The following is a 24,707-nucleotide window of genomic DNA, read 5'->3' on the forward strand; positions in this document are numbered from 1 at the left end:
GTGCAAAATACATCTGAGAATATATGGATGAAATCCGTTTCTTGTATTATACGCATAATTTCCAGGGGAATGAAACGGTACGTAGCAGATCATTTTTTAACCAATGTTTTATTAACACATCAAAATGGATTACAATAAGGTAAAGCAAAACATCAAGGAGGCCTTTTAATGAAGGAACAAGCTTATTTTCAACAAAATAGAGACAAACACCTGGCAGAATTAAATGAATGGTTATCCATTCCAAGTATTTCAGCCATTTCAGCGCATAAAGAGGACATTAACCGTGCGGCACAATGGGCTGCGGATGCACTCACACGTGCAGGTATGGAAAATGTAGAGGTTATTCCAACGGCGGGACATCCGATTGTCTATGCAGACCACCTGCATGCACCCGGCAAACCAACCGCACTGATCTATGGGCACTATGATGTACAGCCTGTCGATCCGCTAAACCTGTGGGATACACCTCCTTTCGAACCTACCGTTCGGGACGGCAAACTGTTTGCACGTGGTGCCACGGATGACAAAGGACAAATCTTCATACATATCAAGGCGGTTGAAGCTCTGCTTGCCGAAAACAAGGAACTTCCCGTGAATGTAAAATTCTGCATCGAAGGGGAAGAAGAAATCTCCAGCCCGAACCTGCCGATCTATCTGAATGACAATACGGACAAGCTGCGTGCAGATATGATACTGATCTCGGATACATCCCTGCTCGAAAAAGGAAAACCGGCGATCTCCACGGGTCTGCGCGGCCTTTGCTCGCTCGAAGTGGATCTGAACACAGCCAACACGGACCTGCACTCCGGTTCTTTTGGCGGAGGTGTACCGAATGCATTACATGCGCTCGTATCCTTGCTCGCTTCGCTGCATGATGAGCAAGGCCGTGTAAGCGTAGATGGTTTCTATGATGGCGTTCTGCCGCTCTCTCCTGAGATGAGAGAAGAGTTCGTGAAGCAGGGCTTCAATGAAGAGCAGCTTCGTCAAGACCTCGGACTGGAGCAATTGTACGGGGAAGAAGGCTACTCGTTCGTGGAACGTGTTGGCGCACGTCCAACGTTGGAGCTGAATGGCGTGTGGGGCGGTTTCCAAGGTGAAGGCACCAAAACCGTTATTCCGAAGGATGCTCATGCCAAAATTACATGCCGCCTCGTTGCGGATCAAGATCCGCAGCATGTGCTGGATCGTATCGAAACACATCTGCGCGCTCACGTTCAGCCAGGCGCGACGCTGCATGTGAAGCAAATCGAGAAAGCCTTTGCGTTCAATACCGATCCATCCGATCCGGTAATGCAAAAAGCGGCTGATGCGTATGAGCACGTGTACGGCGTTCGTGCCCTGTTTACGAAAGACGGCGGCTCAATCCCGATCGTGGAGAAACTTTCACGCGTACTGGGTATTCCGGCTGTTATGATGGGCTTCGGTTTGCCAGATGAGAATCTGCATGCACCGAATGAGCATTTCAACCTGGAGAACTTTGATAAAGGGTTGTTGACGGTTGTTCAGTTTATGAAGAGTTTGTAAAGGTTAGTTCATGTGAAAAATAAGTGCTGGAAAGCGTGCTTAGTGGCCGTTCCGGTGCCGAATCGTTCTTTCGATAGCTGTTATCGTCGGATTTTTTGGATTCCCCCTTTCAAAGGGTAAAATCCGACGATAGCATATGCTTCCGAAGTAGCTTTCTTGCAGAAAGCTTTCAGGCGAGCGCTCCGCTTCTACAGAATCGATTTCGGCCCCTGCACTACTTTGCCGCTTTTCCATGACTGATTTTAAGATTGAGCCTACATTACAAATGATGGGTAGTAGGTAGGTATAACAAAAAAGCGACGGCCCTAGGGGTCGTCGTTTTTGATAATCGCGGAAAGTGGATTTTATGGGTGAGCTAAGATTTAAATTGGATAGTAGGTTCAAGTACAACTTTAGGACCGGTGTAAAATGATATCTTTCCGCATGCAAGCATTAGGCTACGCTATTTGCCTTATATGTGACATACCGAAGGGGAGTTCTGCCATATTCACGACAGGACTCCTCTTTTTGCTCCTCAATTGAGACAGTTACACTCGTTCCGCTAATCGTTATTTACCTTTTAACGAATCGAGCACGTGCTATTCGACGAAAATCCGCAGTGTAAGTGTCTACTTTCTTGACAGAGGTCCATCCTCCACTTAGGAGCGAAAGGTTGTGAAATTTAACATATGCACAAGTTGCATCATATGCGTAATCTCCTGCTGGACTGCAGAGGTGTCTGTACCCGCCATCGCCAGATTCGCTCGCAGCGTTCTACGGGTGTTCAGCATACCGTCAATCAATTTCATGACCGTGTTGCGTCCCCGATGATCCACAATCATATACTTTTTGCGTGCATCCAGCTCCACCCATACGATATTACTGAATGAGGTGAACAGGTGTCTGCGGTACTGCTCCATATCGATCTCATTGTAGTGCTCACCATAAAAGGCATAATATCCGTGCAAGTGCAGCTTTTCCGCCAGCTCTGTGATGAACGGGTCGAATTCGAGCATAGCGTTACGTTCCATGTATAGCACCTCCATTCGGTAATCGAGGAGTAAGGATTCAATTGCAGGTATTTTACCATATGGACCGAACCATTGCGACAAATGCCAGTGTATACACAATAAAAAAACAACCCTTCGAATGCTTTTCAGCATGAAGGGTTGTAACTATAACTGATGAATTTTTAGTGGAGCTTTACATCGAAATCATGGGTTGAATTTTAACATCTCACTCAAACGACCCAGCATTGCCGCACTCTCGGCGCGTGTTGCCGATCCTTTAGGTTTGAAGCTTCCATCCGGATTGCCTTTGACAATCTCATATTGATTCAACAGTCCTACAGCTGATTTCGCCCAATTCTGGATCTGTTCTCCGTCGGCGAACGATGCTGCACTCGTCGTGCTGCTGGTATCATATCCTGCCAAAGCAAATCCTCTGGAGATGATAACCGCCATTTCTTCTCTGGAGATTGTCTGTTCAGGCTTGAACTGGCTGCCCGTGTAACCTTTAATCAGACCAGCCTCTGTTGCGGATGTAATATATGGTGCATACCAGGATGTATTGGATACATCTTTAAAGCTGCTTCCTTCGGTATCCGGTACAGACAGACCGAACATACGGATCATCAGAGCGGTGAACTCAGCTCGGGTAATGGACCGGTTAGGCTCAAAGACCTTGTCGTTTATACCTTGAATAATATATTTGCCTGCTAAAGCTTCGATCTCCTGACGGGCCCAATGGGACATCGTATCGTTGAAGGAAGCTGTGTGCTGAACAAGCACATAAGACCCGTTCGTTCGGCTGTAAATGTTAATATTGTTTCCGTCCAAGGTGAACGGAACCGGTGTGAATACCGTCTTGCCATTAACTTGATCCACACGAAGCACAGCCAGATGACCAGTGTCCGTCCCTTTAGAAACGCTAACTTGATGGTTGGCATACTTGTCCAATTGCTGAATGTTCTGCGACTGTCCCGCAGGGTTCATTGCTGTTAATGTGAACGCCGTTGCCCCAATGACATTCATTCCGGCATTGGTGGCCTGCCTGGAGGCAGTCGCGTTGGCAGTGATGCTCAAGTTGAGCGAAAGCTTTTCCTTTGTCACGCCAAGCTGCTTCTCCAACTTGCTCCAGTTGATCTGTTCAGGCGTCAATGTGTATTGTCCCTGTGCATTTTGTAGAATCACTTGCTGTACTTTGGATTGATTTAGGAAAAGACCCAGCGCGTCAGAAGTTATGGTGATCTGACCTTGTGTTCCCATGTCAATCTGTACTTGGGTTGACGCTGCTGAGCTCAATGCCTGACTCATTTTGTCTGTGTCAACCAAATTTGTTGTTTTTTCGCCAGTGCTACCGCTTCCTGGCGCAGTTGTTCCACCACTGGACGAGGCATTATCTCCATTGGACGAATCACCTCCACTATTTCCAGATGAACCTCCCGATGCACTGTCTGCAGACTGACGTGTTACCTTCAGGAGGTATGTTTTCACGGTAGTGCCATCCTCAGCAGTGACCTGTATCGTGATCGTGGTAGCCACTCCGGCTGCCAGCGCTACCTCGGCATAACCGTCACTGGAAATGCCTGCCCCATTAACTTTTATCATTGCCAAAGCACCTGCCGCTGCTGATGGATATACCTTAACCGTGTCAACCTTGTTAAGCACCGTTGTCGTATATTGCAACGTTTCACCGGAGAATAACGGAGTGTAGGATACGGCATTTCCATCCTTGTCTTTCATGAGCAATCCTGACAGTGCGGCCTCTGAATCAGGAGATTCTGTCGAGCCTACCTTTTTCAGTTCGCGCGTATCTCTCACCCTGATGCGGCTACCTTCGGCGAATCCGCCAAGGATTCCAACCGCTTCAAGCGTATCTCCTGCTTGCAGCTCCGGTACTGGACCAGACTGATTGGTAATGTAACCGTCCGTAAACACAATCATTGGGCCACTGCCATCATCAATGATATAAGAATTGCTATCATATTTTGACAAAACTTTACCCGTTACCTTTACAAGCAGACCTTGATAACCAATTACCTCCGAGTCTCCCGTATGAATTGATTTAGGTTCCGCCGGATCAGCATGCCCCACAATCACGACATCCTTACTGAACTCGTCGAATATAATTTCCCTGTTGCCTTCGAAATTATGAGTCGATCCGTATACGCGAACAATATCGCCTAGTTTTAGCGAATCATCCTTCACTTCCTTGAAGGCCATAATACCACCTGTTGCATCCTGCAGGTAGAAAGCATCGAAGAACACACCTGCCGCTGAGGTCACCACACCCTGCACAACAGCATCGGAGCCATCCGGCAACGTGCGTACCGCACCGATGTCTGATACCTTGGTTTCTCTTCCGGCAAGCCAGTTAATTGCATTCATTCCAAAATCGTTATTGCCGTTATCTCCGAAAGCATCATCCCACTGCTGGTCATTAACAACGTTCATCCCCGACACAATGACACGTCCACTCCCCACCTGCTCGGAAGCAATGGCTGGAATAACAGAACCTCCCGATGCATCTGAGACCGTATCATAGGTATATGACGGAGCCTTCACGCTATTTTGGTAAGAGGTCTCATTGGCAAATGCCAACACTGTCACGTTGTCCTCTGTGGTTAACGGCTCCGGTCCGCTCGTTCCAAGCTTATACAAGCTTGCCCCGCTGTAATATTCTATAGGCGGAACCCGATCCATGATATAGTTGTCGACTATTTGCGGGAAGAGTCTGACAGCAAACTTCGCTGTAGCCGGTGTACTCCAGAAGTTGCCGGTGCTGGAATCATCATAAATTCCATCGTTGGATACCTGGATATGAGACCCGATCTCGGCCAGCAAATTATTATTTATGGCTGGATTGGCACCATAGTTGCTCTTCTCGGTCATAAACAAGGCCCCTCCATTTTTGACAAAGGCTGTTACGGCCGCCTTCTCCTCGGAAGTTAGATCCACGTTTGGATGAGATATCATCAATACTTTGACATCCTTGAGCACATCAGTCGTCAATTGCATTTTGTTCTCAACGACATTGTAACCCTCCTGTCTAACCATGCTTGTGAAATTTTGCAGTTTATCGACATATGTGCCGATATCTGTCGTTGTATTTTCATTTTTGTGTGCCGCATCAATCATGACGGTCAGACCAAGCGGCTCCTTCACCTTAACACTTAGCTCATACGTATTATCTAATGGATCATCCCCGTCAGGACTTGACACAACGGCAATCAGCTTATGCTCCCCGGATACCGGATTGCTCCATGGAACAGTCACATAAGCGACGGAGTTTCCTTCTATTGAGTTAACCGCTGCGCTGCCGAGTTTATGCTCAGCGTCCTTGCTGTCATAGTACAAGTCTACGGTCAGGTTCGACAACGCCTCTGTACCTGCGTTCGATACGCCAATCTTAATATTTGTCGGTGTATTGCCCACCAATGCATTGTCTACAACTTCGATTCCAGATACTTTGACATCTACAGGTACAACCTGTGACCAGATTGGAGACGAATAGGCTCGCTCGCCATCCTTTTGGGTTACACGGATCATGTACCATTGCTGACCACTGGTCACCGCAACTGACGGATGCCATTCAAACGAGGTTGAATTCGGCTCAATGCTGTCAATAACCTTCTTGCCATTAGAAAGCAGTTCTACTTTTGCAATCGTGTCGTTGGAAACATACGAGTTACTGAGAAAATTATACTCCGCCATCGTTTTGTTCTCAGCGACATCATCATGACCGGAAACGCTAAAATTCAGGGTGTTGCCTTCCACCACAGCGCCCATGTACTGGCCGTTCGCCGAAAAATCCATTCGAAAATTTGGATCTTCCGTCATGTATACCCGCATCTTGCGCATGGAATCAAGCAAGGAATCAGGAGTTAGATCCTTGGATACTATAATCGTCCGCTTCAATGTTTGTCCCCAGGTAGCATCATGGTTATCCTCGCCGTATGTCGGTGCAAGATGCCAGCCCAGATCGAGAGCCTTAAAGTATGTGTCTTCCATATTATAGTAAGCATAATGTCCAGATCCATTACCTACTTCTGACATAGTGAACAATTCATCCACTTGCTTGTTATAGGGAGTGAATCCGTTGAATGATCCGGCAGGTGTATCCGGATGGTTGAACTGGGCAATCGCCTGATCTTGCGTCAGCACCCAAGCATAATATTGGTTCAGGTTCTGATACAAGCCACCGTTTTGTTTCCGGTCAATAAAATTTTCGGTGTTAAAAACGTTGGAGTGGCCCCAGGTTGTAGAGGTCGCTTCAAATGCCGGAAAAACAACAAACTTGCCATCCTCGGTGTACTGCTCTGCCAACTGTTTTTCCAAATTCCATTTTTCCCCGCCCGTGCGCTCAGGCATTCCACCACTATTTGTAACGGTATCCTTGTCAACCTGGGCCGAGTCAATGTCATGAGAATGGTCAGAAAAGGCAAACCAATCATAACCGTACTTTTTGGATTCTTCCACCGCAGTTACAGGCTCTCCATCTGCATCATGGGACACATTCGTATGATTGTGTGTTGTCCCGGCATATTGATTGCCGCCAGTGAAGGGCTCAACAACTTCAAAAGACCATGTGAAAGAATTTTCATTTTGTTTGCTATCCTTCGCACTCACCATTACGGTATGCGACCCAAGGGTCATCTCGGTAGCAGGAGTATACGCGACCAGGGTTAAAATTGCACCCGTTGTAATGACAGGGTCTACTGACACTCCATCCACTTTCATTACAATTGTCGAAGTATCCACACCGCTCAGATCGCTAATTTCGAGCGAAATTTTCGGACGATAGCTCTCCTGACGATAATTCTGTGCAGGTGTCGGCGTTCCGAATTCGGGGCCTGTCGTGTCATCCAACACGATAACAGCATAAGGGGTACCCGCTGTTCCTGCAGATGCCTTATTTTCCCCGCTAACGGCTTCAATATAATATTGGAAATTGCGTGTTCCAATAGTTTCGGCTGGAATGACGACCGAATATGTTGATGAATCAGATACACTCATCGTTAACGGGGTATATGCAGCATCCCCTTCACTGCGGTAATAAAGGATAACCTGTTCTGCTGCATCCGCAATTGCCGTCAGGGTCACATCGGCATCTACATAAGCCTGTTTGATCGGGGTATGTGTAATACCCAGCAACGGGGTGATATCTGAGGCTGAGGCAGGCATCAATTGATAACCCGATGTATATGGAGAGGAAGAATCATATTGTCCGACAATGCCTGTAATGGTATACAATCTGTCCTTTTGTAATGTAGACGTTAAATCAATGCCTGCTCCCTGAAGCACTCGGACAGTTGTCGTCTTTGTGGAATTAGGGTCCTTAACCGTAACGTTAACACTCCCGCTTGTCGAAGGGACGTTAGTTACTACGGCATTCAACTGCACACGCATGCCTTCCAACGGCTCTGCCGTCGCAAAAGCTGAAAGATCCGTTACTGTGATTGGAACAAATTGTGGAAGCGACTGTTCGACCCCCGTCCGTTCAATCTGCAGTGGTTGAAATTCCAGCAAGCCATAGTATTCAAGAATGGTGCCTGTAATTTTCAGACGATCGCCTTTGACAATGCTGCTGCCAAGGCTTGTTCCCCCATAAATCAAAATGCCGGCTGTGTCATCCTGAATGAAATAATAGTTGGCCCCTGTTCCAAACACATTGTTGTCAACAGTAACCACACCTTCAATGGTAAATATTTTACCGTTCGTATATTCAGATGAGCCTTTACTGTCTACTGTACGGATATCATGAATTGGTGTTATTACCGAAAGATCCAGTTTTTGTACGGCAACCGGTTCGCTCTCAAGACTACGTCCGTTGCCCCCGTATGTCACCTGAGTCACATAGATGGTGTTCGGAGTGCTCGACAATTTATAAGTGAATTTCTTATCAGGACCTGAAGCGACAGACAACGCACCCGAGGTCGCTGTTAATGGTTGGGTTTTCTCGGCGTCCGCGTACACCGAGATCAGGCTGCCTGCGGCCTCTGTGGTTCCGGAAACGGTTCCGCTTGAGTTTTCTACCAGATATGAAGCCTCACTCACCTCAACAGAACTCTGGGCACGATTCAACTGAAGCGCGAAACTCGCTTGCTTATCCGGTTCTGTTGAAGTCAAGTAAATGGTATTGGCTGTCTCAAGTGTGGTGCCAGTCAGATCCACGCTGAAAGCCCCACTTGGTGTAGACTGGGTCCGAGCAATCTCGGGGACCGTTTCTGTGGATGGATCGGCACTGTAAACACTGACAGTGACTGATGCTTTAACCGCGCCATCATAACCAGTAACGGTTACCCCGGAGAACTGGATATTCTCTCCCACAGGTCGGACGCTATGCGGCAGTTCTCCAGCAGCAAAAGGAGTCTCGATAATAGATGAATTACGTGGATTTGGGGTAGTTACAACGAAGTCCAGGGAATTGTCATCCGAATCTTGCCCTGCTCCTTTTCCAGTAGAAGCCGTATTATCCGAAGGGGTGGCTTTACGAATCGCTGCTTTCGCATTGGCCAGAGCAGCTGTTGGATTTTTCTCAGATTGATTGGCTGAACCATATCCAACAAAGTCCACCAAGTCTGAATTGTCCAAAAGCAAGACTGAACCTGGTGATGCGCTCAAAGCTGTGTTTGATTTAACCAATGCAACCTTTCCACTGCCTGCGGCCATAGCGATATTTCCAGAAACGTCTGCAGGAGGTAATTCTTCACCATTGCCTGCGCCAGCAGCTTCCTTAATCAGATAATAACCGTACGCATGGATCGTTCCGCTTAGAACCGTCATGCTCTCCGGCGTGTATTGAGCTCCTGTACTACCAGCATATTGTATGGTCCAATTGTCCAGTACAATATCATTACCTGTAGGATTATAGAGTTCAATGAAATCATTTTTATATGGAGCACCGCTATTCCCGCCTCCGCCATAAACCTGACTGATTACGACATTATCCCCTGCAGATGACGCTTGAACCGGCAGAGCAAATGCCCCCGACAATGCCGATAGCATCAGCGACATAACAAGTGCGATGTTTATGCATTGCTTGAATTTTCTGAATACATTTAACTTCATGTTTCCCTCTCCTTCTTAGATGCCTTACCGACTTGAGTCCTTACCTTAACGTCAGCCCTTTTTCCCTAATCTCACTCCCCAGACAATCGTCCTACTTGAGATACTTTTGAATAATGCACGAAATTATGTAAAGTATCCATTAGCAAATGTGCACTATTACGGATAATATACATTAAATAATGACATATGAACATGAGTTTGTTTGTAAAGCGTTATGTTTATGTAAACTATTTTTCACCATTTGTAAATCTGAAGTAAAATATATGTTAAATTTATTGACATATAATTAAGTCAAGCTTATAATTCACCTCATTATCAGGCAAAAATACCATCAGGAGGAACTTCATGAACGCATCACAAATTTCCACTTATCTCGGGGCGAACCGCCTTCTATCTGTATTCTGGATAATCCTATTCACCATGACTGTGTTAATTACATATCCACAAGCAGCCCAAGCTCATCCGCTGAGCGCCAGTTATACCAATATTGATTTTGGACAAGAAGGGACTACGCTTGATTTTTCCATAGATGAAACCTCTGTCCTCGAAAACATTAAGGCAGACACCAACAATAACGAGAAGCTGGATCCGGATGAGTTGGATATATGGGGGGATAAAATCGCGGATTGGATCGGGGATTCGATCGCCCTCGAAGCCGATGGGAGACAGCAGGCCGAGACGTTACTGAACCTGGACATGAAGGATGAGAACGGTACCCGTTATGTGACCATTCACTGGGAGTTCCCTGCCTATTCACCCGGCACAACCATTACGATCAATGACGGACTGTACTACGATAACGGAAATACAACATATACCAACCTGCTTGCGGCTACACAGGGTGGACAGCTAAGTCAGGCCATTCTACAGGGCAAGGAACGGGATTGGACCATTCTGCTTACGGAAAATCAGATCAGTCAAGGCGAGCCCACAGTTGAACAGCAAGAAATGACAACGCCAGCTCCCCAGTCGCCCTCGTCAACAGACTCTGGTTCTCCCCCCCATGAGGTGGAACAAACCACATCACATTCTCCTGCAGCCCGTTCAGCATGGTTATCCTTCCTGCAATTGGGGATGAATCATATTCTTGGAGGGTATGATCACTTGTTATTTTTACTGGCTCTCTTGCTCGGAAGACAGACTTTCAAGCAATATGCCCTGACCATCACCGCGTTCACGGTTGCCCATAGCATTACACTTACACTGACCTATCTGGACCTTATTCATTTGCCTTCCAAGTGGATTGAAGCCGGCATTGCACTAAGCATTGTTTATGTCGCGGTGGAAAATATTTTCCTCAGAAATATTCGATTCCGCTGGCTGATTACGTTTCTGTTCGGACTGATTCACGGAATGGGCTTTGCAGACATCCTTATGGGCATGCACATTCCCGCCAAAGAGGTCGCCATTGATTTGGCAAGCTTCAACATTGGTATTGAGATCATTCAGCTGGCCCTGGTAGCAATTGCCTTACCTATCCTTAAATATCTACAAAAACGCTCTGCCTACAATAACGGTATGAAGGTTGCCTCTTGCCTCATCGCAGCGGCAGGTGCATTCTGGCTTTTCGAACGTCTTCTGTAAGATAAGGAAGATGAGGATAATTAAAGCTCCTCCATTCTTGCTAAGAAAAATAAAAAAAGAAAACAAGCGTCGAGTGACATGTAGCTCTGTCTTTCAACGCTTGTTTATATTCGTGGAGCTATCCTCCGTAGAATTGCTCCTAATTATGTTTAACTTGAGATTGATGTCTACACTCGTCTGCCCTTCACCCACACATCCTCAATCTGCAACTCACCATTCAGCAAAACCACATCCGCCTGTTTCCCTTGTGCAAAGGAACCTGTCCGATGATCAATTCCAAGCAGACGTGCCGGCGTCAGACTGGCTGCCCTTGAAGCTGCGTTCAGACTCATTCCTACTTCCTGCACCAGATATCGGAAACCGCGAATCATCGTGAGTGTGCTTCCTGCCAGTGCGTCTCCGTCTTTCAAACGTGCTACACCCTCTTTAACCATCACAGGCAGGTCGCCAATTTTGTATTCACCATCATCCAGCCCGGCAGCAGACATGGCATCGGTGATCAGCACGATTTGATCGGTAGATTGCTTCAATTGTGCGATGAGGGAGATCGCCGCTGGATGCACATGAATACCGTCTGCAATAACCTCTGCACTAATACGCGGATCACTGAGCACCGCTCCTGCGGCTCCGGGATTTCGGTGATGCAGGGGAGTCATTGCATTGAATGTATGCACTGCATGATGCAACCCGGCTTCAACAGCCCGCTCTACTTCTTCATAGGTCGCATCCGTATGGCCTAATGCTGCCGTAATTCGCTGCTCACGCAGCCACGAAATGACTTCCAGCGCTCCCTCACGTTCCGGCGCTAGGGTAACTTGACGAATCAGGCCCGGATATTGTTTTTCCCACGCCTCAAGCCAGGATACATTAGGCAGTACGATATGATCCGGGTTTTGAGCGCCAGGCCATTTGGGACTGAAAAAGGGGCCCTCCAGATGTACACCTTCCAGCTGTGCATAAGGCATGTCACCGGAACGGTAGCTATGCACTTCTGCCAAAACCTGATCCAGACTGTCTTTTGGAGCTGTCATGGACGTTGCCAGCATTGCAGTGGTCCCCTGTGTGCTGTGGAATGAAGTGATTTTATCCAACACTTCCTTACTCGCGTCCATGAAGTCCTCTCCGTTACCACCATGTACATGGATATCTATAAACCCTGGGACAATGACACCATGCTTGGAAACAGGCACAGATACGGCTTCACGGCGAATGTGTTCAGATAGTCCCTCGGGTGCGCCAGCATAAAGGATTTTCCCTTCTGTCCAGACGAGCGCACCGTCCTCCATTACACCATCGGGCAATACAATTTTGCCTCGAAGAAGGGAGATGGTTTTCTCACTCTCTTGCTCATGTTTCTCCGTATGTTCTACGCTCATTTCACCAACCTCCCGGCAGCACGGTCCAGCAATACGACCACATTGGGATGACATTGCAGCAGCGAAGCGGGACATTGTGTCGTAATCGGCCCCATAAAGGCTTCACGAATAATTTCGGCTTTCTCCTCACCACGAGCGATCAGCAGGATTTGTTTGGCTTTTAGAATTGTACCTACTCCCATCGTAATGGCCTGAGTCGGAACTTCATCAATGCGATTAAAAAAGCGGGCGTTTGCTTTTCTTGTCTCTTCTTTGAGATCCACCACATGTGTCCGCCCTGTCAGCTCGGTTCCGGGTTCATTAAAGCCAATGTGACCATTATGTCCGATACCCAGCAGTTGCAGGTCTACAGGACCACGATCATCAATCCGTTGTTCATAGGAGACACATTCTTGTTCCAAATCCGAAGCCTGCCCATCCGGTACATGCGTTCTGGCGAGATCGATATCAATATGGGAAAACAATTGTTCATTCATGAAGCTGCGGTAACTCTCGCGATGCTCTACAGGAAGACCGACATATTCATCCAGATTGAAGGAAGATGCCTGTGCAAAGCTGACCAGACCTTTTTGATACAAGGCAATAAGCGATTTATAGATACCCACAGGAGAACTTCCAGTCGCGAGTCCCAATACAGCCCGGGGTTTCGTTTGTAGTAAACTGGCAATCACACCTGCACCTGTTGCATTCAAATCTTCTTCATTTTCAAAAATACGTATATTCATCTTTTTAGGCACCTCCGTTATGTTGAACTCGATAAGACTGCACATTGTGATACGATTGTTCCAATTTGGGGATAAAACGGTCAAAGTCTGCACTCACCATGCCAGTGAACAAAATATCAACGACATGCAGCAGGGCAATACGTGAAGCCATATCTCCCCGCCTCATGCCTTCTTCCAGTGAGGAAGTAAATAACGGAATATCCGATACCCCCGCAAGTTTGTTATTGCCATAGGATGTCAGTGAAATGGTAGAAGCTCCCGCCTGTTTGGCACAATGCAAAGCATCGATCGTCTCCGGCGTTTCACCCGAATAGGATACTGCCATCGCCACATCTCCCTCACCCAGTGAAGAGGCCGACGTAATTTGCATATGTGAATCCGAGAAGGCGGTACAGCTTTTGCCAATCCGCACCAGTTTCTGATAAAAATCCTGCGTAACAATGGAAGAGGTTGCGACACCGTAGAGATCAATGCGACGGGCATGACATAATAGCTGAACCGCATGCTCCAACCTTCCCAGATCCAGCAGACGGGTGGTATCCGCAATGGATGCGAGATGATTCGCTTCAATAGCTTCCACAATTTTGGATAAAGGATTGCCCGCGACGATATCCTGATATGCAGTTTCAGTGGATGAGTGAGACAGTTCTGCGGCCAGCTTCATTTTGAAATCAGGGAAACCCTTGAAATGAAATGATTTGCAAAAGCGGGTTACCGTAGCCGCACTTGTTCCGCTTTGCTGCGCGAGATGGTTAATGGTCCAGCCCGGAATATCGGATGGTGACTGTAAAATCACCTCTGCAATTCGGCGTTCCTGAGACGGAAGTTCATTCAGCTCTTGCTGCAACGCATGTAATATGGCTGCCATGAGGACTCCTTTTTTTGAAAATTATTTTTATGAATTCATTATAAATAAAGAAAATTATTTTTATATCTTCATTCTAATCAATGCGTTGTTGCAAATCAAGAGGATTCTAACCATGTATTCTCGGTTTGTATGATGAAATTTTGAGAAGGCATCTTCTTGATTGAGGAATGGGATTCCGCTTATATTGGAGATGAGCTTTGAAACGAATGTGGATATTTCATTTCTAAGGAAGGAGTACACTCGATGAATCTACGACAACGTCAAAAAATGATTCCTTCCACCTGGATTATTGCCATAAAACAGACCGGAGCTCGTAAATACTGTGTCCTGTATGCCATTGACTGGAAGCGCGGAGCACGACTAAGCTGGGAAGGTTGGAATAGCCTCGACGACTTGCTGCAGTTTTATATTCCAATCAAACGTAAAACTGGCGGTACACATTCTTCCTCCCAACCAGCTGCCAAAATTGCGAAAAAAGCACTCTATCTGTACTTAGATGAAACACAATACGGTGAATTGGAGCAGCTCTTCTATCAGCCTTTTTCAAAGAAACAATGGAGATCCTTTATTGAGGAGCATTCCAATAACCATATGTAGGTGAACCCTTATGCCATATACAATTACGATTTCCATCACGCTCTGCCCGTAGCAATCTGTACCCTTGGAATTTCTGCGGGCTGAGCCTTTTCCCAAGGGAGCGTGATGATCAATGAAATCTCAGCAAAGAAATCGAGCCTATTACAGGCATCACAGAAGGCGTGTTATTCAGCGTAAAAAACACCTTGCTATTCGGTACGGTTGGTCCTACAAGTTCGAAGGGATGTTTGCCAAAGGAAAGATACATTGTTCCTGCTGGTGGTGCTGTGAAAAGACAAAGCGGCTAGGCTACCCTAAATCTGATCTAACCAGAATAGCGGAATGCAATCAGCAACTTCTGAATTTAGATTTCTGAGAATGACTATTTAAAACAAGCGATTTCTCCACTTTGAGAATTCGCTTGTTTTTGCTTTCCAACCTAACAACAAAAAAGTCTTTCCCCATTCTTCATGATGAAGAATAGGAAAAGACTTTCATGCTGCTTCAATCAACTGTGCAGTATCGCGTCAGATCTTCAGTTCTCCGAGCTTAATCAGCTCAACAACTGCTTGCGAACGACCCTTAACATTGAGTTTTTGCATCACATTCGAAATATGGTTACGCACCGTTTTCTCGCTGATGAATAACTGCCCTGCGATGTCACGCGTTGTTTTGTCCTGAACCAGTAATTCGAATACTTCGCGTTCACGGTGGGTCAACAGAAATTTGCTTTTATGATCGATACCCTTCAATGTTCACCCCTCCTTGCTCGGGTTGTGTTGGTGTAACAAGGTTAAGGGGATACAGTCAACTCATCTTATGTAAGGTCAAGGGCGTTGGTTCAGTTTTATTAAAAAAATGGGCAGTAAATTGGGGTTTTAAGAATAAGCTCAGTCTTATATAAGCATTCTATTTCATTTTCTTAAAAACGTTATTTTCACTCAGAAACAAGCATGCCTTTGCTGCTGATGTCACCATCTGCGCAAAGGCAACTTGTTCGTTCTTCTGACTATTGTTTACCGATGATTCATGCGGTTCATCATGCCATCGTTGTTGTTACGATTCATGCCATTATCAAGCACGCCGTCACGGTGATTGGTGTTCAACGCATTCGTTGGGAAAATACGTTCAACCATCGATTGGAACGTGTTAATCATACCTCTAACCGGTTTGCCGTTACGAATATCCGTGGCATAGCCCTCCACATGCTGGACAAATTCCGGGTTAGCCGACACGTATACGTTCTCTACGTTAGGTGCAAATTGTTTGATTTTGGCCGAGATTTTGGATTTAATCTCTTCCGGTGTGTTGTCATCCGTGCTGTCCATTCGCGTGGTTTCACTCTTCATGCCATAATGACCATCGCTCATTGAACGTGAAGTGCCGTTGCCACTGTTGGTCAGACCACGCATCATGCCATAAGATCCAGTACCCATGGTTCCATAGATGCTGCGGTCATTGCCCATGTGGCTGCGATCCGTAGCTGCATTGGTGTTCAGTCCTGGCGCAATGCCACTTGTGCTGTATGGAGACATTGTTCCATTACCACCATTTACACGCAAACCGCCCATTTCCTGCCCCATGCTTTCGGTACGCATCGTACCATTTGCACGGTTATGCAAAGATTTGCTTTCCAATTTGCCAGTGTGACCATCTGTCAAACGGACTGCAACATACGCGTTACGATCGGTCAGCATAACATGTGCTGACTTCACTTCCTTCATTTCCGTAATACGTTTAGCCAGCTCGTCACTTGTTTTCAGGTCAGTGACGTTATGCGTCCGATAGCTTTTCGCACGAATACCATCCATCCCATTGGACTCAACACCATAACGGTTAATGCCTTTCACTTCATGACGAACATTTTGGGTGTGCAGATTGTTGTTATCTTTTGTGCTGGTTCCACAACCCGTCAATCCGGCCATTACGAAGATTGCAGTAGACAAAGATAAGCTGATTGCTGTCGCCTTTTTGGCTGCTGGCATGTCTCATCCTCCAATTATGTTGGTTTTGGTCACAAGGATAGGATGCTCTTCTGTACGGACCGATATGCTGAAAGGATATGGAACATCAACCTCTATTTATCTGGGCTCAACGGGAATTCTTTCAAGGTTCAAAAAACAAAAAAAGCGGTGCATGCACAAAGTGCAGCACCACCTTCATTACCTTCGTATTCCTGTTTCAGTTAGCTCCTCAATGGTTGTTGAAGTAGACACTTCACTTATTTGGATGAGGAAGTTCCATCAGCGTCCTTCTCCGTTGAAGATGACACATCTGATTTGTGGATCGAAGTCGGGAATTGCTCTGCTTCCTTCAGACTGGCTGCATCCATGGGATAGGCCCACTGACCGTCTGGTGTGACTACCCAGATCTGATCCGGTTCCGAAGGAATAGTAAGCCCACGGTACACATCCGTAACAGCTTCTCCATTAACCGTCTGTTCAACGGATAAAGTAAAGCGTGGCACGGTGCCCTTCAGTTCAGAAGCTTTGCGTACATCGTCTGCTGTGGACAGGTTTTTAATTTTGCCAATCAGCGATACAGCATCTGTAGCTTCAACCGCTTCACCATTAAGCGTCCACGTCTGCTCTGCTGCACCCTCCTCAGAGGCTGATTTGAGCATCCAGGTGGCTGCTTCACCTTCCCACTCCAGCGTATTCACATTGCTTTCATCCAGATTAAAGGGAGTCGTGTCCAACAGATCGTGCCGTGATTTTTCTATATTGCTGATGGATTCCGTCTGTACGGCTACGACAGGCCCGGAGTCTACCCGAACATAACGAGCGTCATCAGCCGGTAGCTGGCCACCGATGCTCAGTTTAATTACAGAGTTATCCTTCAGTTGGATATCCAGCAGCGTTGCATCTGCACCCAATCCATACTTGTCGAGATCCTTCGGCTCTTCCTCCACAATCAGTTCCTGATCCGCACCACTCAAGCCATCAAGCCAACTGCTAACCGCATAACCATTCAGAGGATAAGCCTTTGGTTCCACCATACTCCATACGCCATTGTTTAGTTCCAATTGTGAGGGCTTTGAGGCACCTGATGTGTCTGCACTGGTGTCATGAATCGTGATGGACTGAATATCGGCAGACTTAATACCAAGCAACTTGACCTTCTCCGCTTCTTCTTCACGAAAATAATTTTGACTGGCCGCATAGACCCAGCCGATAATCAAAACCAATACGACCAGAATCGTTGGTAGCCATTTTTTCATACCCGTCTGCGCCTCCACCATAAGAGTACACCTATCATAACAAAGATGAGCGGGAATGCGACAATGGCCACGAAGAAAATGGTTCTGGCCTGCTCACCGTCCAGGTACGCCGTTTGATAACCGGATTGCACCCGCGGACGGATGGTTACCCCGTCTTCTTTTTCACTTAAATAATTAACGGTATTCAGAATAAAATCCCGGTTTCCGCCGTTCGCTATTTCCGAGTCCTGCATGAAAATGGATGAACCCAGAATAACAGCCTCCGGTTTGCCATCCGTTGTATCAGCCGCATATCCAAGCTCGACAGGACCTTGTACATCCTGATCTGGATCATTGGATGTCTCGTTTTGCAATAAGCCCCCAATGTTCGTCTCACCATAACTGTCATTCGATGAATGAATGAGCGGCGACAGCGTGTATTTATCCTGCTCTTTGCTTGTCAAAGCAATAGACAGGGATAACATGGGATAAAGCTTGTTTTCTGCTAGTTTATCCGTGATGGCATGTGTGCCATACTCCGGCACGACCCAAAGTGGTCCCATTGTGCTGGCCTGCTGATTATCCACCATGACTGCATGCTCATCCACCACGCCATAATCGGTCATGAGTGCATCAACATTTTTCCATGTCAATTTCATGTCTTCGTGAAAACCGAGGGATAACAGCAATTTTCCTCCGTTACTCAAATAAGTCCGTATAGCCTTCAGTTCCGCATCACTGATGTCGCGCTGTGGACCGATGATTGCAAGCACATCCGCATCTTCGGGAACCTGACCTGCCTGATTCAGTTGAAGTTCTTCTGTTGAGATATTATTCTGTTCCAGAGAGGAACGCAGCGTAGTCAGTTGATCCACCCCAAGCTCCTCATGCCCTGTCAGGAAGACCATCTTGTGCATCTCCGTTGAAGACAGGTTCATTAGGGCTTGTGTCAGCTTCTCCTCACCTGTGAACTGGTACGATCCATCGCTACCATCCCCGACAGCGGTGAACAGACTGGCGATATCAATGACTTTATGCTGATCTCCCTGTTCCAATACAATGGAGCTGCCTGTGATGCCATATTTAGAAGCCAGCGTAGGCTCCTGTGTCAGATTGTACTGCTTCATTTTCAGTTTGCTGTTGCGTTTCGTGTATTCCTGAACCATATCGGTAACTTCGCGGTTCAAGACTGTATTATTCGCATTTTCGACAGTTAACACCAAGACGTTGACGTCTTCTTTTACATTTTTGATCGCGGTTAGAGACTGGTCTGACAAGGTATATTGTTTGTTCGAGGTCAGATCCAATTGGAAACCGCCGAGCGAATTCAGAAACAGGGTCAGCAAAATAAAGATGCCAATCACCGCTACAGACAGCACGGTACTGTTGGTATGACTCAACCATTTTTTCATCTTCTCACCTCCACCGCTTCCGTTCCACAATTTGAATACTTAACAGGAGAAATACACCAGAGAGCGTCACGTAATACAATATATCCGGGCCACTAAGTACGCCCTTTGTAAAGCTGTCAAACCGGTTCGTCAGTGCAAATGGGTCCAGCCATTGCTGTAGGGCAGATCCGGAATTGCCAGCAAATGAATCAAGCATCCAGAATACGAGCAAAATAATAAAACCGGCTACCGCAGACACCATCTGGTGCTGAGATAGCGTGGAAGCAAACAGTCCGATCGCCATCATGCTTCCGCCCAGGAAAAATAGACCCAGTGCAGACAACCATACCGATGTCAGATCCAGTTCACCAAAGAAGGACATAATAAACGGATAAACGAGACTGCACAGAATAAGTACGGCAAGAATGGCCAGTGATGCCAGATATTTGCCGAAAATAATCTCGGTCACCCGTGCAGGTGAAGTCAACAAAAGTTCGTCCGTCCCCTGTCTGAATTCCTCTGCCACCAGTCTCATCGTTAGCAGTGGCACTACAAACAGCAGCATGGATAACGTGTCGCCCAGTACGAGGCGATAATCCACAATACTTGGCTGATAGTACACAAAGCTGGAATAGAACAGCAAACTTGTCATCAGTACATATACAGCAAACGCGAAATACGACGTCGGCGACAGGAAGTATGCTTGCAATTCCTTATTGCAAACCGCCATCATTCTTCTCATTTGGACTCCTCCCCTGTGCGGGATTCAGATGAAGCGCTCTCGGTCATTGCCGATGGCTCTTGATCTGAAGCGATATCCGATTGGGTCTCTGCTTCCGTCGCCGCGACTTGCACGGTATCCGCTTGAGGCTCCTTCGGTGACAGTTCCATTTCGGATTCCGTTTCCGTTGTCGTAAGCTTCAGGAAAATCTGTTCCAGACTGAGATTTTCTTTCTTCATCTCCAGGATCGGCAAGCCTGCCCCAGACAAAAGGTAAAACAGTTCTTCCCGAAAATCGTCCGACGATTCACCCGCAAGCAGCATTTTGACTGTATTGGAAGAATCGTTGGACGCATGTCCATCAGGTGTATGAACGAGTTCACTCCGCACCTTCTCCCAAGGTGTCAGCAAGTTATGTAATTGCTGCTCTGTCGCCTTTACTTCAATGGATACTTTGAACTGGTCACCCATCGCTGAGCCAAAATGCTGAGGGGAACCATCCAATACAAGCTGTCCCTGATTAATGATTAACATGCGATTACAAATGGCGCTTACTTCAGGCAAAATATGTGTACTAAGCAGCACGGTATGATTCTCACCCAGTTCACGAATCAAATCCCGTATTTCTATAATCTGATTCGGATCAAGTCCCGAAGTGGGCTCATCCAGCACGAGCAAATCCGGTTTGTGAATAATGGCTCCAGCCAGTCCCAGACGTTGCTTGTACCCTTTGGATAGTCCACGAACCAGTTGCTTCTCCCGATCCTGGAGACCCAGTCTGCTCACCATCTCACTGACCCGTAACTTTACTTCACGTGTTGGGACATCTCTTAGATTAGCGACGAATTTGAGATACGACTGAACCGTCATATCGGGATAAAGCGGTGGGGTCTCCGGCAGATAACCAATTTTGGAACGAACGCTCCGCCCCTGATCGTGCACCGATATGCCGTCTACCGTTATGGAACCTTCTGTTGGATGCAAATAACCTGTGATCATTCGCATCGTTGTTGTTTTTCCGGCACCATTTGGTCCCAAAAATCCAACAATCTCACCGCGCTCCATTGTGAAATCCAGTTGATGCACGCCGCGCCGTCCATCAAATACTTTGCTTACCTGTTTCACTTCGAGCACATCATTCATCCTTTCCCGTTAAAATACCCGTGTGCCATCGTCGCTTTTCTTCGGATGGTCAACACGGGAAGTTCCTTGTATCTTACGTGTTGTATCCTAAATGCAGCTTAAAGTCACTTAAAAGAGAGCTTAAAAATATGTGTCCAAAATGTGAACAAACCTTCATTCACCCACACGCTGTACTCTGGGGCAACGTACCATACAGTACGGGAGCATGAGCTCCTTTACAAAAGTCAGAGGGTGAACCGTGTGAAAGTACTATTCACATTTTTTGTTCCAAGCGGCGGTGTGGATACGTTAAACCGATTGCGTACAGCCGTTTTGCAACGCCATGGCATCGAAGCGCATGTATTGTATCTGTACCCTGGCTCGGGACTGCAGAACAATAACAACACGCCGGTCTTCACCGCTTCTAGTGATGAAGAAATATACAGCTTGATCCATCATCATCGCTATGATGCCATTATTGTCACCTCGGATATTTCCATGCCGGGCAGATTAAGGTCCCTCGGGTATAAAGGACGCATTATCTATGAAGCACAGGGACTCGGGACGCGTGAACAGGCTATGGAAACCATTCAGATGGGAGTACCTTATCTGCAAGCTCACTGTAATGCTGCGGTCATTCCTCCAACGGATCATTTACTAGAGCTGTTCATCCATATGTGTCCATGGCTTCATCGGTTTGTCATTCCCAATATGTTGGATACCACTACCTTTGCCCCCATCTCAGTGGATATCCCACCCTATCCGGTACTTGCATGGGTGGGAAGGCTCGAGCACAACAAAAACTGGCGGGAATATTTGATGATATCCAGCGAAATTATTAAAAGTGTTCCAGAAGCCAGACTATGGATGTTCCATGATCCCACCTTGGCCAATCCTGAGGATGAGGTCATGTTCCGACACATGCTTGCGGAGTACGGGCTAGAAGATCGGATTGGCATCTTTATCAACGTCCCCCATTCCCAGATGCCCACATTCTACTCCATGATTGCAGCTTCGGGGGGAATCATGCTGTCTACATCACTGCTCGAAGGCTTTGGATACGCTGTTGCTGAAGCCATCAGCTGCGGCTGTCCTGTGCTCAGTACCGATTCGGATGGCGTACGTTCCTTTATTACACATAACCGAACGGGAAAATTCTATCCGATTGGAAACGTGAATGCCGCTGTATCTGAAGCAGTAGACCTGATGCACAACATACAGCTGCGGGATTATATACGCATTCAGGGCAGACAGCATATGGCCGTTTCCTTCTCACCTGACCGATATGCCATTTCATTCCGTGAAATGATGACAGCCTTGAGCATTTTCTTTTGAACAAAACAAAAAGGCAGTTCAGAAAAATCTCTGAACTGCCTTAAATTCAAGTGAAGTGTTTACCTTAATCTCAGCGTATTTGAATTAGTGTCCCATCATCATCGCTGGATCGGGTTTATCGCCTGTTTGAAGGGAATCTTCTTCCATCCGTTTCGGTTTGCGCAGGATCAGACTGAGCAGACATCCAAACAGGGCAATGCAAGCCGCCAGGAAGAAGGTGTCGTTAAAACCAGCCACTAATCCATTCACCATACCTGCAGCATCAGTAGCTCCTGCTGTATTGCTCGCAATATGGGAGGTCAGGAATCCGGTCAGGCCGGCAACGGCAAAGGATACGACTACTTGTTGTGCAGCCGCAGTAAGCGGGGTGACCCGACCTACCAGCTTACGTGGAGCAGCATTCAGTACATGCGTATTAAGAGGCATCATGGAGAAGCCCATACCCAAGCCCATCATGACAAGACTAAGAATGATTAGACCCAGACCGGTTTCCGCCGTAATAGAAGACAGAATAAACAGTGCACCCGAGATGATACCCAGACCCACAAAGGCCAGTGGTCTTGCACCGATTTTATCAAACAATCGTCCACCAAGCGGCATACCCACACCCGAAGCCAGCGCCTGCGGAAGCAGAATGAGTCCTGTTTCCAGTGCAGTGTAGCCTTTGATCTGCTGCAAATACAGCGGGATCAAAATCATCGCTCCGAACAAAGCAACCTGTGATACCCATGCCAGAATAATACCACGTGTGAAATCCGAGGATCTGAATACTCGAAGTTCCAGCAGTGGATTTTTGTGACGAAGTTCTACGATAATGAACAGAATCAATGCCACGCCCCCGACAATCACACCCGTCAGCGCTGTTGCAGAACTCCAACTTGTTCCACCCTCACTTACACCGTATGCAAGCATCGAGAATGCAATTGGCGCCAGAATCATGCCAAGCAGATCTAGCGCAGGAGTGCGTCCACGATCCGTATCCGGCAGGAACTTGATACATAGAATAAAAGCGGCAATACCAATCGGCAGATTGATCAGGAAAATCCAGTGCCAGCTGAGTGATTCAATGAACCAGCCGGATAATACGGGACCCAGTGCAGGGGCCAGCAACATCGGAATTCCGAGCATCCCCATGATGGAGCCTCTTCTTTCAGGAGGAGCCAGACGGAACACCATCGCCATACCAATCGGCGCAACCATGCCTCCGCCAAGTCCCTGGATGATCCGGTAAATAATCAATTGTTCAGGAGATTGTGCAATTGAGCATAATACCGAACCCAAGGTAAACATAGCAATCGTGAACAGAAATACTCTTTTGGCTCCAAATCGGTCGGTCAACCATCCTGCCAGCGGAATAACAGCTGACAAGGCCAACGTATAGCCTGTAACGGTCCATTGAATGGTCTTCAGATCCGTCTCGAAATATTGAACCAGATTCGGAATCGCCACGTTAACCACCGTGCTGTCCAAGATGACCATAATCATCCCGACGATAATAGCCAGTAGCGGCAAAATAATCGTTTTAATCGAAAACTCCGCCGGGTCCTGGGGCACTGCTGTTTGTTGTTTCACTCTCTCCACTCTCTCCACTCTCTTTTCCGGCCTGGAGGCGTTATCTTTGTATCTGCCTCTCGATCGGCCTTATATTCACGACGTTTCAAACTTTTGTTTTAAACCGTCGTTTTAAACTTTTGTTTAAGCATAGGTTAATTCTAATGAAAATACCTTTGCTGTCAAGCTATTTTTATTGGGCAACGAATTAAGTGTGCATGCCAAAAAATGGACCAGGTCTTCTCCTGCTCCATCCGTTTGGATAAACTCGTTCTCGATATGAGCTTTACTAATCTGCCATCTTGATCATCTGATGCTCCGAAAGTATACCCAGGGTCTGACCCTGGTCACTTCTGCAGTATATGCGAATAACCAGATGTCTTGGTGAAGAACTGTTGCTAATGATACGTAGCTCACACCGATCGGATGAGACCGCCAGATTATGAATAATGTAGTTTCCTGTATCTGCCCCTATCCGAAAAAGGTATCGATATAGCTCCCCTCGGGTAGAACTTACTCCTCCAACAAATATATCCACATCGTCTTTCCCTGCAAATGCCAATTCAATGTCCATGTATCTCACCGGAACAGCGGTTTGCAGCAGGTTTTCGTGAATCTCCAACACAAATGCGGCCACTGTACATCCCCTCCTGTAAAGCAAGTTGAACCTTTCTCAAGATATGTT

General features: G+C 46.9%; 17 protein-coding genes. 4 read left to right on the plus strand and 13 right to left on the minus strand.

What is annotated here, in order from left to right; translation table 11 throughout:
• Positions 1–168 precede the first annotated feature (168 nt).
• Entirely contained in the window at positions 169–1,524 is a 1,356-nt protein-coding gene (locus P5G61_RS24950) for a dipeptidase (protein WP_301248919.1), read from the plus strand.
• A gap of 638 nt (positions 1,525–2,162) precedes the next feature.
• Here the strand turns inward: P5G61_RS24950 and P5G61_RS24955 are convergent.
• Together P5G61_RS24955 and P5G61_RS24960 are read right to left on the minus strand one after the other, a co-directional pair.
• Complete coding sequence (locus P5G61_RS24955) at positions 2,163–2,534, minus strand: hypothetical protein (protein ID WP_301248920.1); 372 nt, start codon at positions 2,532–2,534, stop codon at positions 2,163–2,165.
• A gap of 183 nt (positions 2,535–2,717) precedes the next feature.
• Positions 2,718–9,575 (minus strand): S-layer homology domain-containing protein, encoded by a 6,858-nt coding sequence (locus P5G61_RS24960; RefSeq protein WP_301248921.1) that lies wholly within the window; start codon positions 9,573–9,575, stop codon positions 2,718–2,720.
• A 345-nt stretch (positions 9,576–9,920) separates the two neighbouring features.
• Between P5G61_RS24960 and P5G61_RS24965 the strand changes: the two genes are divergently transcribed.
• On the plus strand, positions 9,921–11,159 hold the full coding sequence (locus P5G61_RS24965; RefSeq protein ID WP_301248922.1) for a HupE/UreJ family protein: 1,239 nt from the start codon (positions 9,921–9,923) through the stop codon (positions 11,157–11,159).
• Positions 11,160–11,326: 167 nt separating this feature from the next.
• Here P5G61_RS24965 and nagA read toward each other — a convergent pair whose 3' ends face one another.
• Genes nagA through P5G61_RS24980 form a run of 3 tightly spaced genes read right to left on the minus strand, consistent with a single transcriptional unit; the run spans position 11,327 to position 14,128 of the window.
• Positions 11,327–12,535, minus strand: coding sequence for an N-acetylglucosamine-6-phosphate deacetylase (nagA, locus tag P5G61_RS24970; protein ID WP_301248923.1), 1,209 nt, complete (start codon positions 12,533–12,535; stop codon positions 11,327–11,329).
• Positions 12,532–13,260 (minus strand): glucosamine-6-phosphate deaminase, encoded by a 729-nt coding sequence (nagB, locus tag P5G61_RS24975; protein WP_301248924.1) that lies wholly within the window; start codon positions 13,258–13,260, stop codon positions 12,532–12,534. Before nagB ends, nagA begins: the two co-directional genes overlap by 4 nt.
• Before the next feature lie 4 nt (positions 13,261–13,264).
• Positions 13,265–14,128, minus strand: coding sequence for a MurR/RpiR family transcriptional regulator (locus P5G61_RS24980; RefSeq protein WP_301248925.1), 864 nt, complete (start codon positions 14,126–14,128; stop codon positions 13,265–13,267).
• 243 nt (positions 14,129–14,371) lie between these two features.
• Between P5G61_RS24980 and P5G61_RS24985 the strand changes: the two genes are divergently transcribed.
• Positions 14,372–14,725, plus strand: a complete 354-nt coding sequence (locus P5G61_RS24985; RefSeq protein ID WP_301248926.1) for a hypothetical protein — start codon at positions 14,372–14,374, stop codon at positions 14,723–14,725.
• Positions 14,726–15,231: 506 nt separating this feature from the next.
• On the opposite strand, the gene P5G61_RS24990 is transcribed toward P5G61_RS24985, so the two are convergent.
• From P5G61_RS24990 to P5G61_RS25015, 6 genes are all read right to left on the minus strand, one after another.
• The gene (locus tag P5G61_RS24990) at positions 15,232–15,456 is read right to left on the minus strand and encodes a helix-turn-helix domain-containing protein (protein ID WP_017692532.1); all 225 of its coding nucleotides are present in this window, start codon (positions 15,454–15,456) and stop codon (positions 15,232–15,234) included.
• A gap of 264 nt (positions 15,457–15,720) precedes the next feature.
• A complete protein-coding gene (locus tag P5G61_RS24995; protein WP_301248928.1) occupies positions 15,721–16,689 on the minus strand; it encodes a YhcN/YlaJ family sporulation lipoprotein in 969 nt (322 codons plus the stop codon).
• Positions 16,690–16,925: 236 nt separating this feature from the next.
• Positions 16,926–17,924 carry a DUF4340 domain-containing protein gene (locus P5G61_RS25000; protein ID WP_301248929.1) on the minus strand — a complete coding sequence of 333 codons (999 nt, stop codon included), beginning with the start codon at positions 17,922–17,924 and terminating at the stop codon, positions 16,926–16,928.
• Positions 17,921–19,315 (minus strand): GldG family protein, encoded by a 1,395-nt coding sequence (locus tag P5G61_RS25005; RefSeq protein WP_301248930.1) that lies wholly within the window; start codon positions 19,313–19,315, stop codon positions 17,921–17,923. The genes P5G61_RS25000 and P5G61_RS25005 overlap by 4 nt, the downstream gene beginning before the upstream one ends.
• Positions 19,316–19,319: 4 nt before the next feature.
• Positions 19,320–20,036: an ABC transporter permease subunit gene (locus P5G61_RS25010; RefSeq protein ID WP_024632542.1), complete on the minus strand. Its 717-nt coding sequence runs from the start codon at positions 20,034–20,036 to the stop codon at positions 19,320–19,322.
• Positions 20,033–21,148 carry an ABC transporter ATP-binding protein gene (locus P5G61_RS25015; RefSeq protein WP_301249057.1) on the minus strand — a complete coding sequence of 372 codons (1,116 nt, stop codon included), beginning with the start codon at positions 21,146–21,148 and terminating at the stop codon, positions 20,033–20,035. Before P5G61_RS25015 ends, P5G61_RS25010 begins: the two co-directional genes overlap by 4 nt.
• A 240-nt stretch (positions 21,149–21,388) precedes the next feature.
• Here P5G61_RS25015 and P5G61_RS25020 point away from each other — a divergent pair, with 240 nt between their 5' ends.
• Positions 21,389–22,471: a glycosyltransferase family 4 protein gene (locus P5G61_RS25020; protein ID WP_363325767.1), complete on the plus strand. Its 1,083-nt coding sequence runs from the start codon at positions 21,389–21,391 to the stop codon at positions 22,469–22,471.
• Positions 22,472–22,555: 84 nt separating this feature from the next.
• On the opposite strand, the gene P5G61_RS25025 is transcribed toward P5G61_RS25020, so the two are convergent.
• Together P5G61_RS25025 and P5G61_RS25030 are read right to left on the minus strand one after the other, a co-directional pair.
• Positions 22,556–24,043, minus strand: coding sequence for a DHA2 family efflux MFS transporter permease subunit (locus tag P5G61_RS25025; protein ID WP_301248931.1), 1,488 nt, complete (start codon positions 24,041–24,043; stop codon positions 22,556–22,558).
• Positions 24,044–24,311: 268 nt separating this feature from the next.
• Positions 24,312–24,659 (minus strand): hypothetical protein, encoded by a 348-nt coding sequence (locus tag P5G61_RS25030; RefSeq protein ID WP_301248932.1) that lies wholly within the window; start codon positions 24,657–24,659, stop codon positions 24,312–24,314.
• Positions 24,660–24,707: the final 48 nt, after the last annotated feature.

The organism is Paenibacillus vandeheii (assembly GCF_030433635.1).
Classification (GTDB): Bacteria; Bacillota; Bacilli; order Paenibacillales; family Paenibacillaceae; genus Paenibacillus; species Paenibacillus vandeheii.

Bases quoted from the DNA above. Each gene is read 5' to 3' on its own strand.
- P5G61_RS24950 (WP_301248919.1), top strand. From the start codon at position 169: ATGAAGGAACAAGCTTATTTTCAACAAAATAGAGACAAACACCTGGCA.
- P5G61_RS24955 (WP_301248920.1), bottom strand. From the start codon at position 2,534: ATGGAACGTAACGCTATGCTCGAATTCGACCCGTTCATCACAGAGCTG.
- P5G61_RS24960 (WP_301248921.1), bottom strand. From the start codon at position 9,575: ATGAAGTTAAATGTATTCAGAAAATTCAAGCAATGCATAAACATCGCA.
- P5G61_RS24965 (WP_301248922.1), top strand. From the start codon at position 9,921: ATGAACGCATCACAAATTTCCACTTATCTCGGGGCGAACCGCCTTCTA.
- nagA (WP_301248923.1), bottom strand. From the start codon at position 12,535: ATGAGCGTAGAACATACGGAGAAACATGAGCAAGAGAGTGAGAAAACC.
- nagB (WP_301248924.1), bottom strand. From the start codon at position 13,260: ATGAATATACGTATTTTTGAAAATGAAGAAGATTTGAATGCAACAGGT.
- P5G61_RS24980 (WP_301248925.1), bottom strand. From the start codon at position 14,128: ATGGCAGCCATATTACATGCGTTGCAGCAAGAGCTGAATGAACTTCCG.
- P5G61_RS24985 (WP_301248926.1), top strand. From the start codon at position 14,372: ATGAATCTACGACAACGTCAAAAAATGATTCCTTCCACCTGGATTATT.
- P5G61_RS24995 (WP_301248928.1), bottom strand. From the start codon at position 16,689: ATGCCAGCAGCCAAAAAGGCGACAGCAATCAGCTTATCTTTGTCTACT.
- P5G61_RS25000 (WP_301248929.1), bottom strand. From the start codon at position 17,924: ATGAAAAAATGGCTACCAACGATTCTGGTCGTATTGGTTTTGATTATC.
- P5G61_RS25005 (WP_301248930.1), bottom strand. From the start codon at position 19,315: ATGAAAAAATGGTTGAGTCATACCAACAGTACCGTGCTGTCTGTAGCG.
- P5G61_RS25010 (WP_024632542.1), bottom strand. From the start codon at position 20,036: ATGAGAAGAATGATGGCGGTTTGCAATAAGGAATTGCAAGCATACTTC.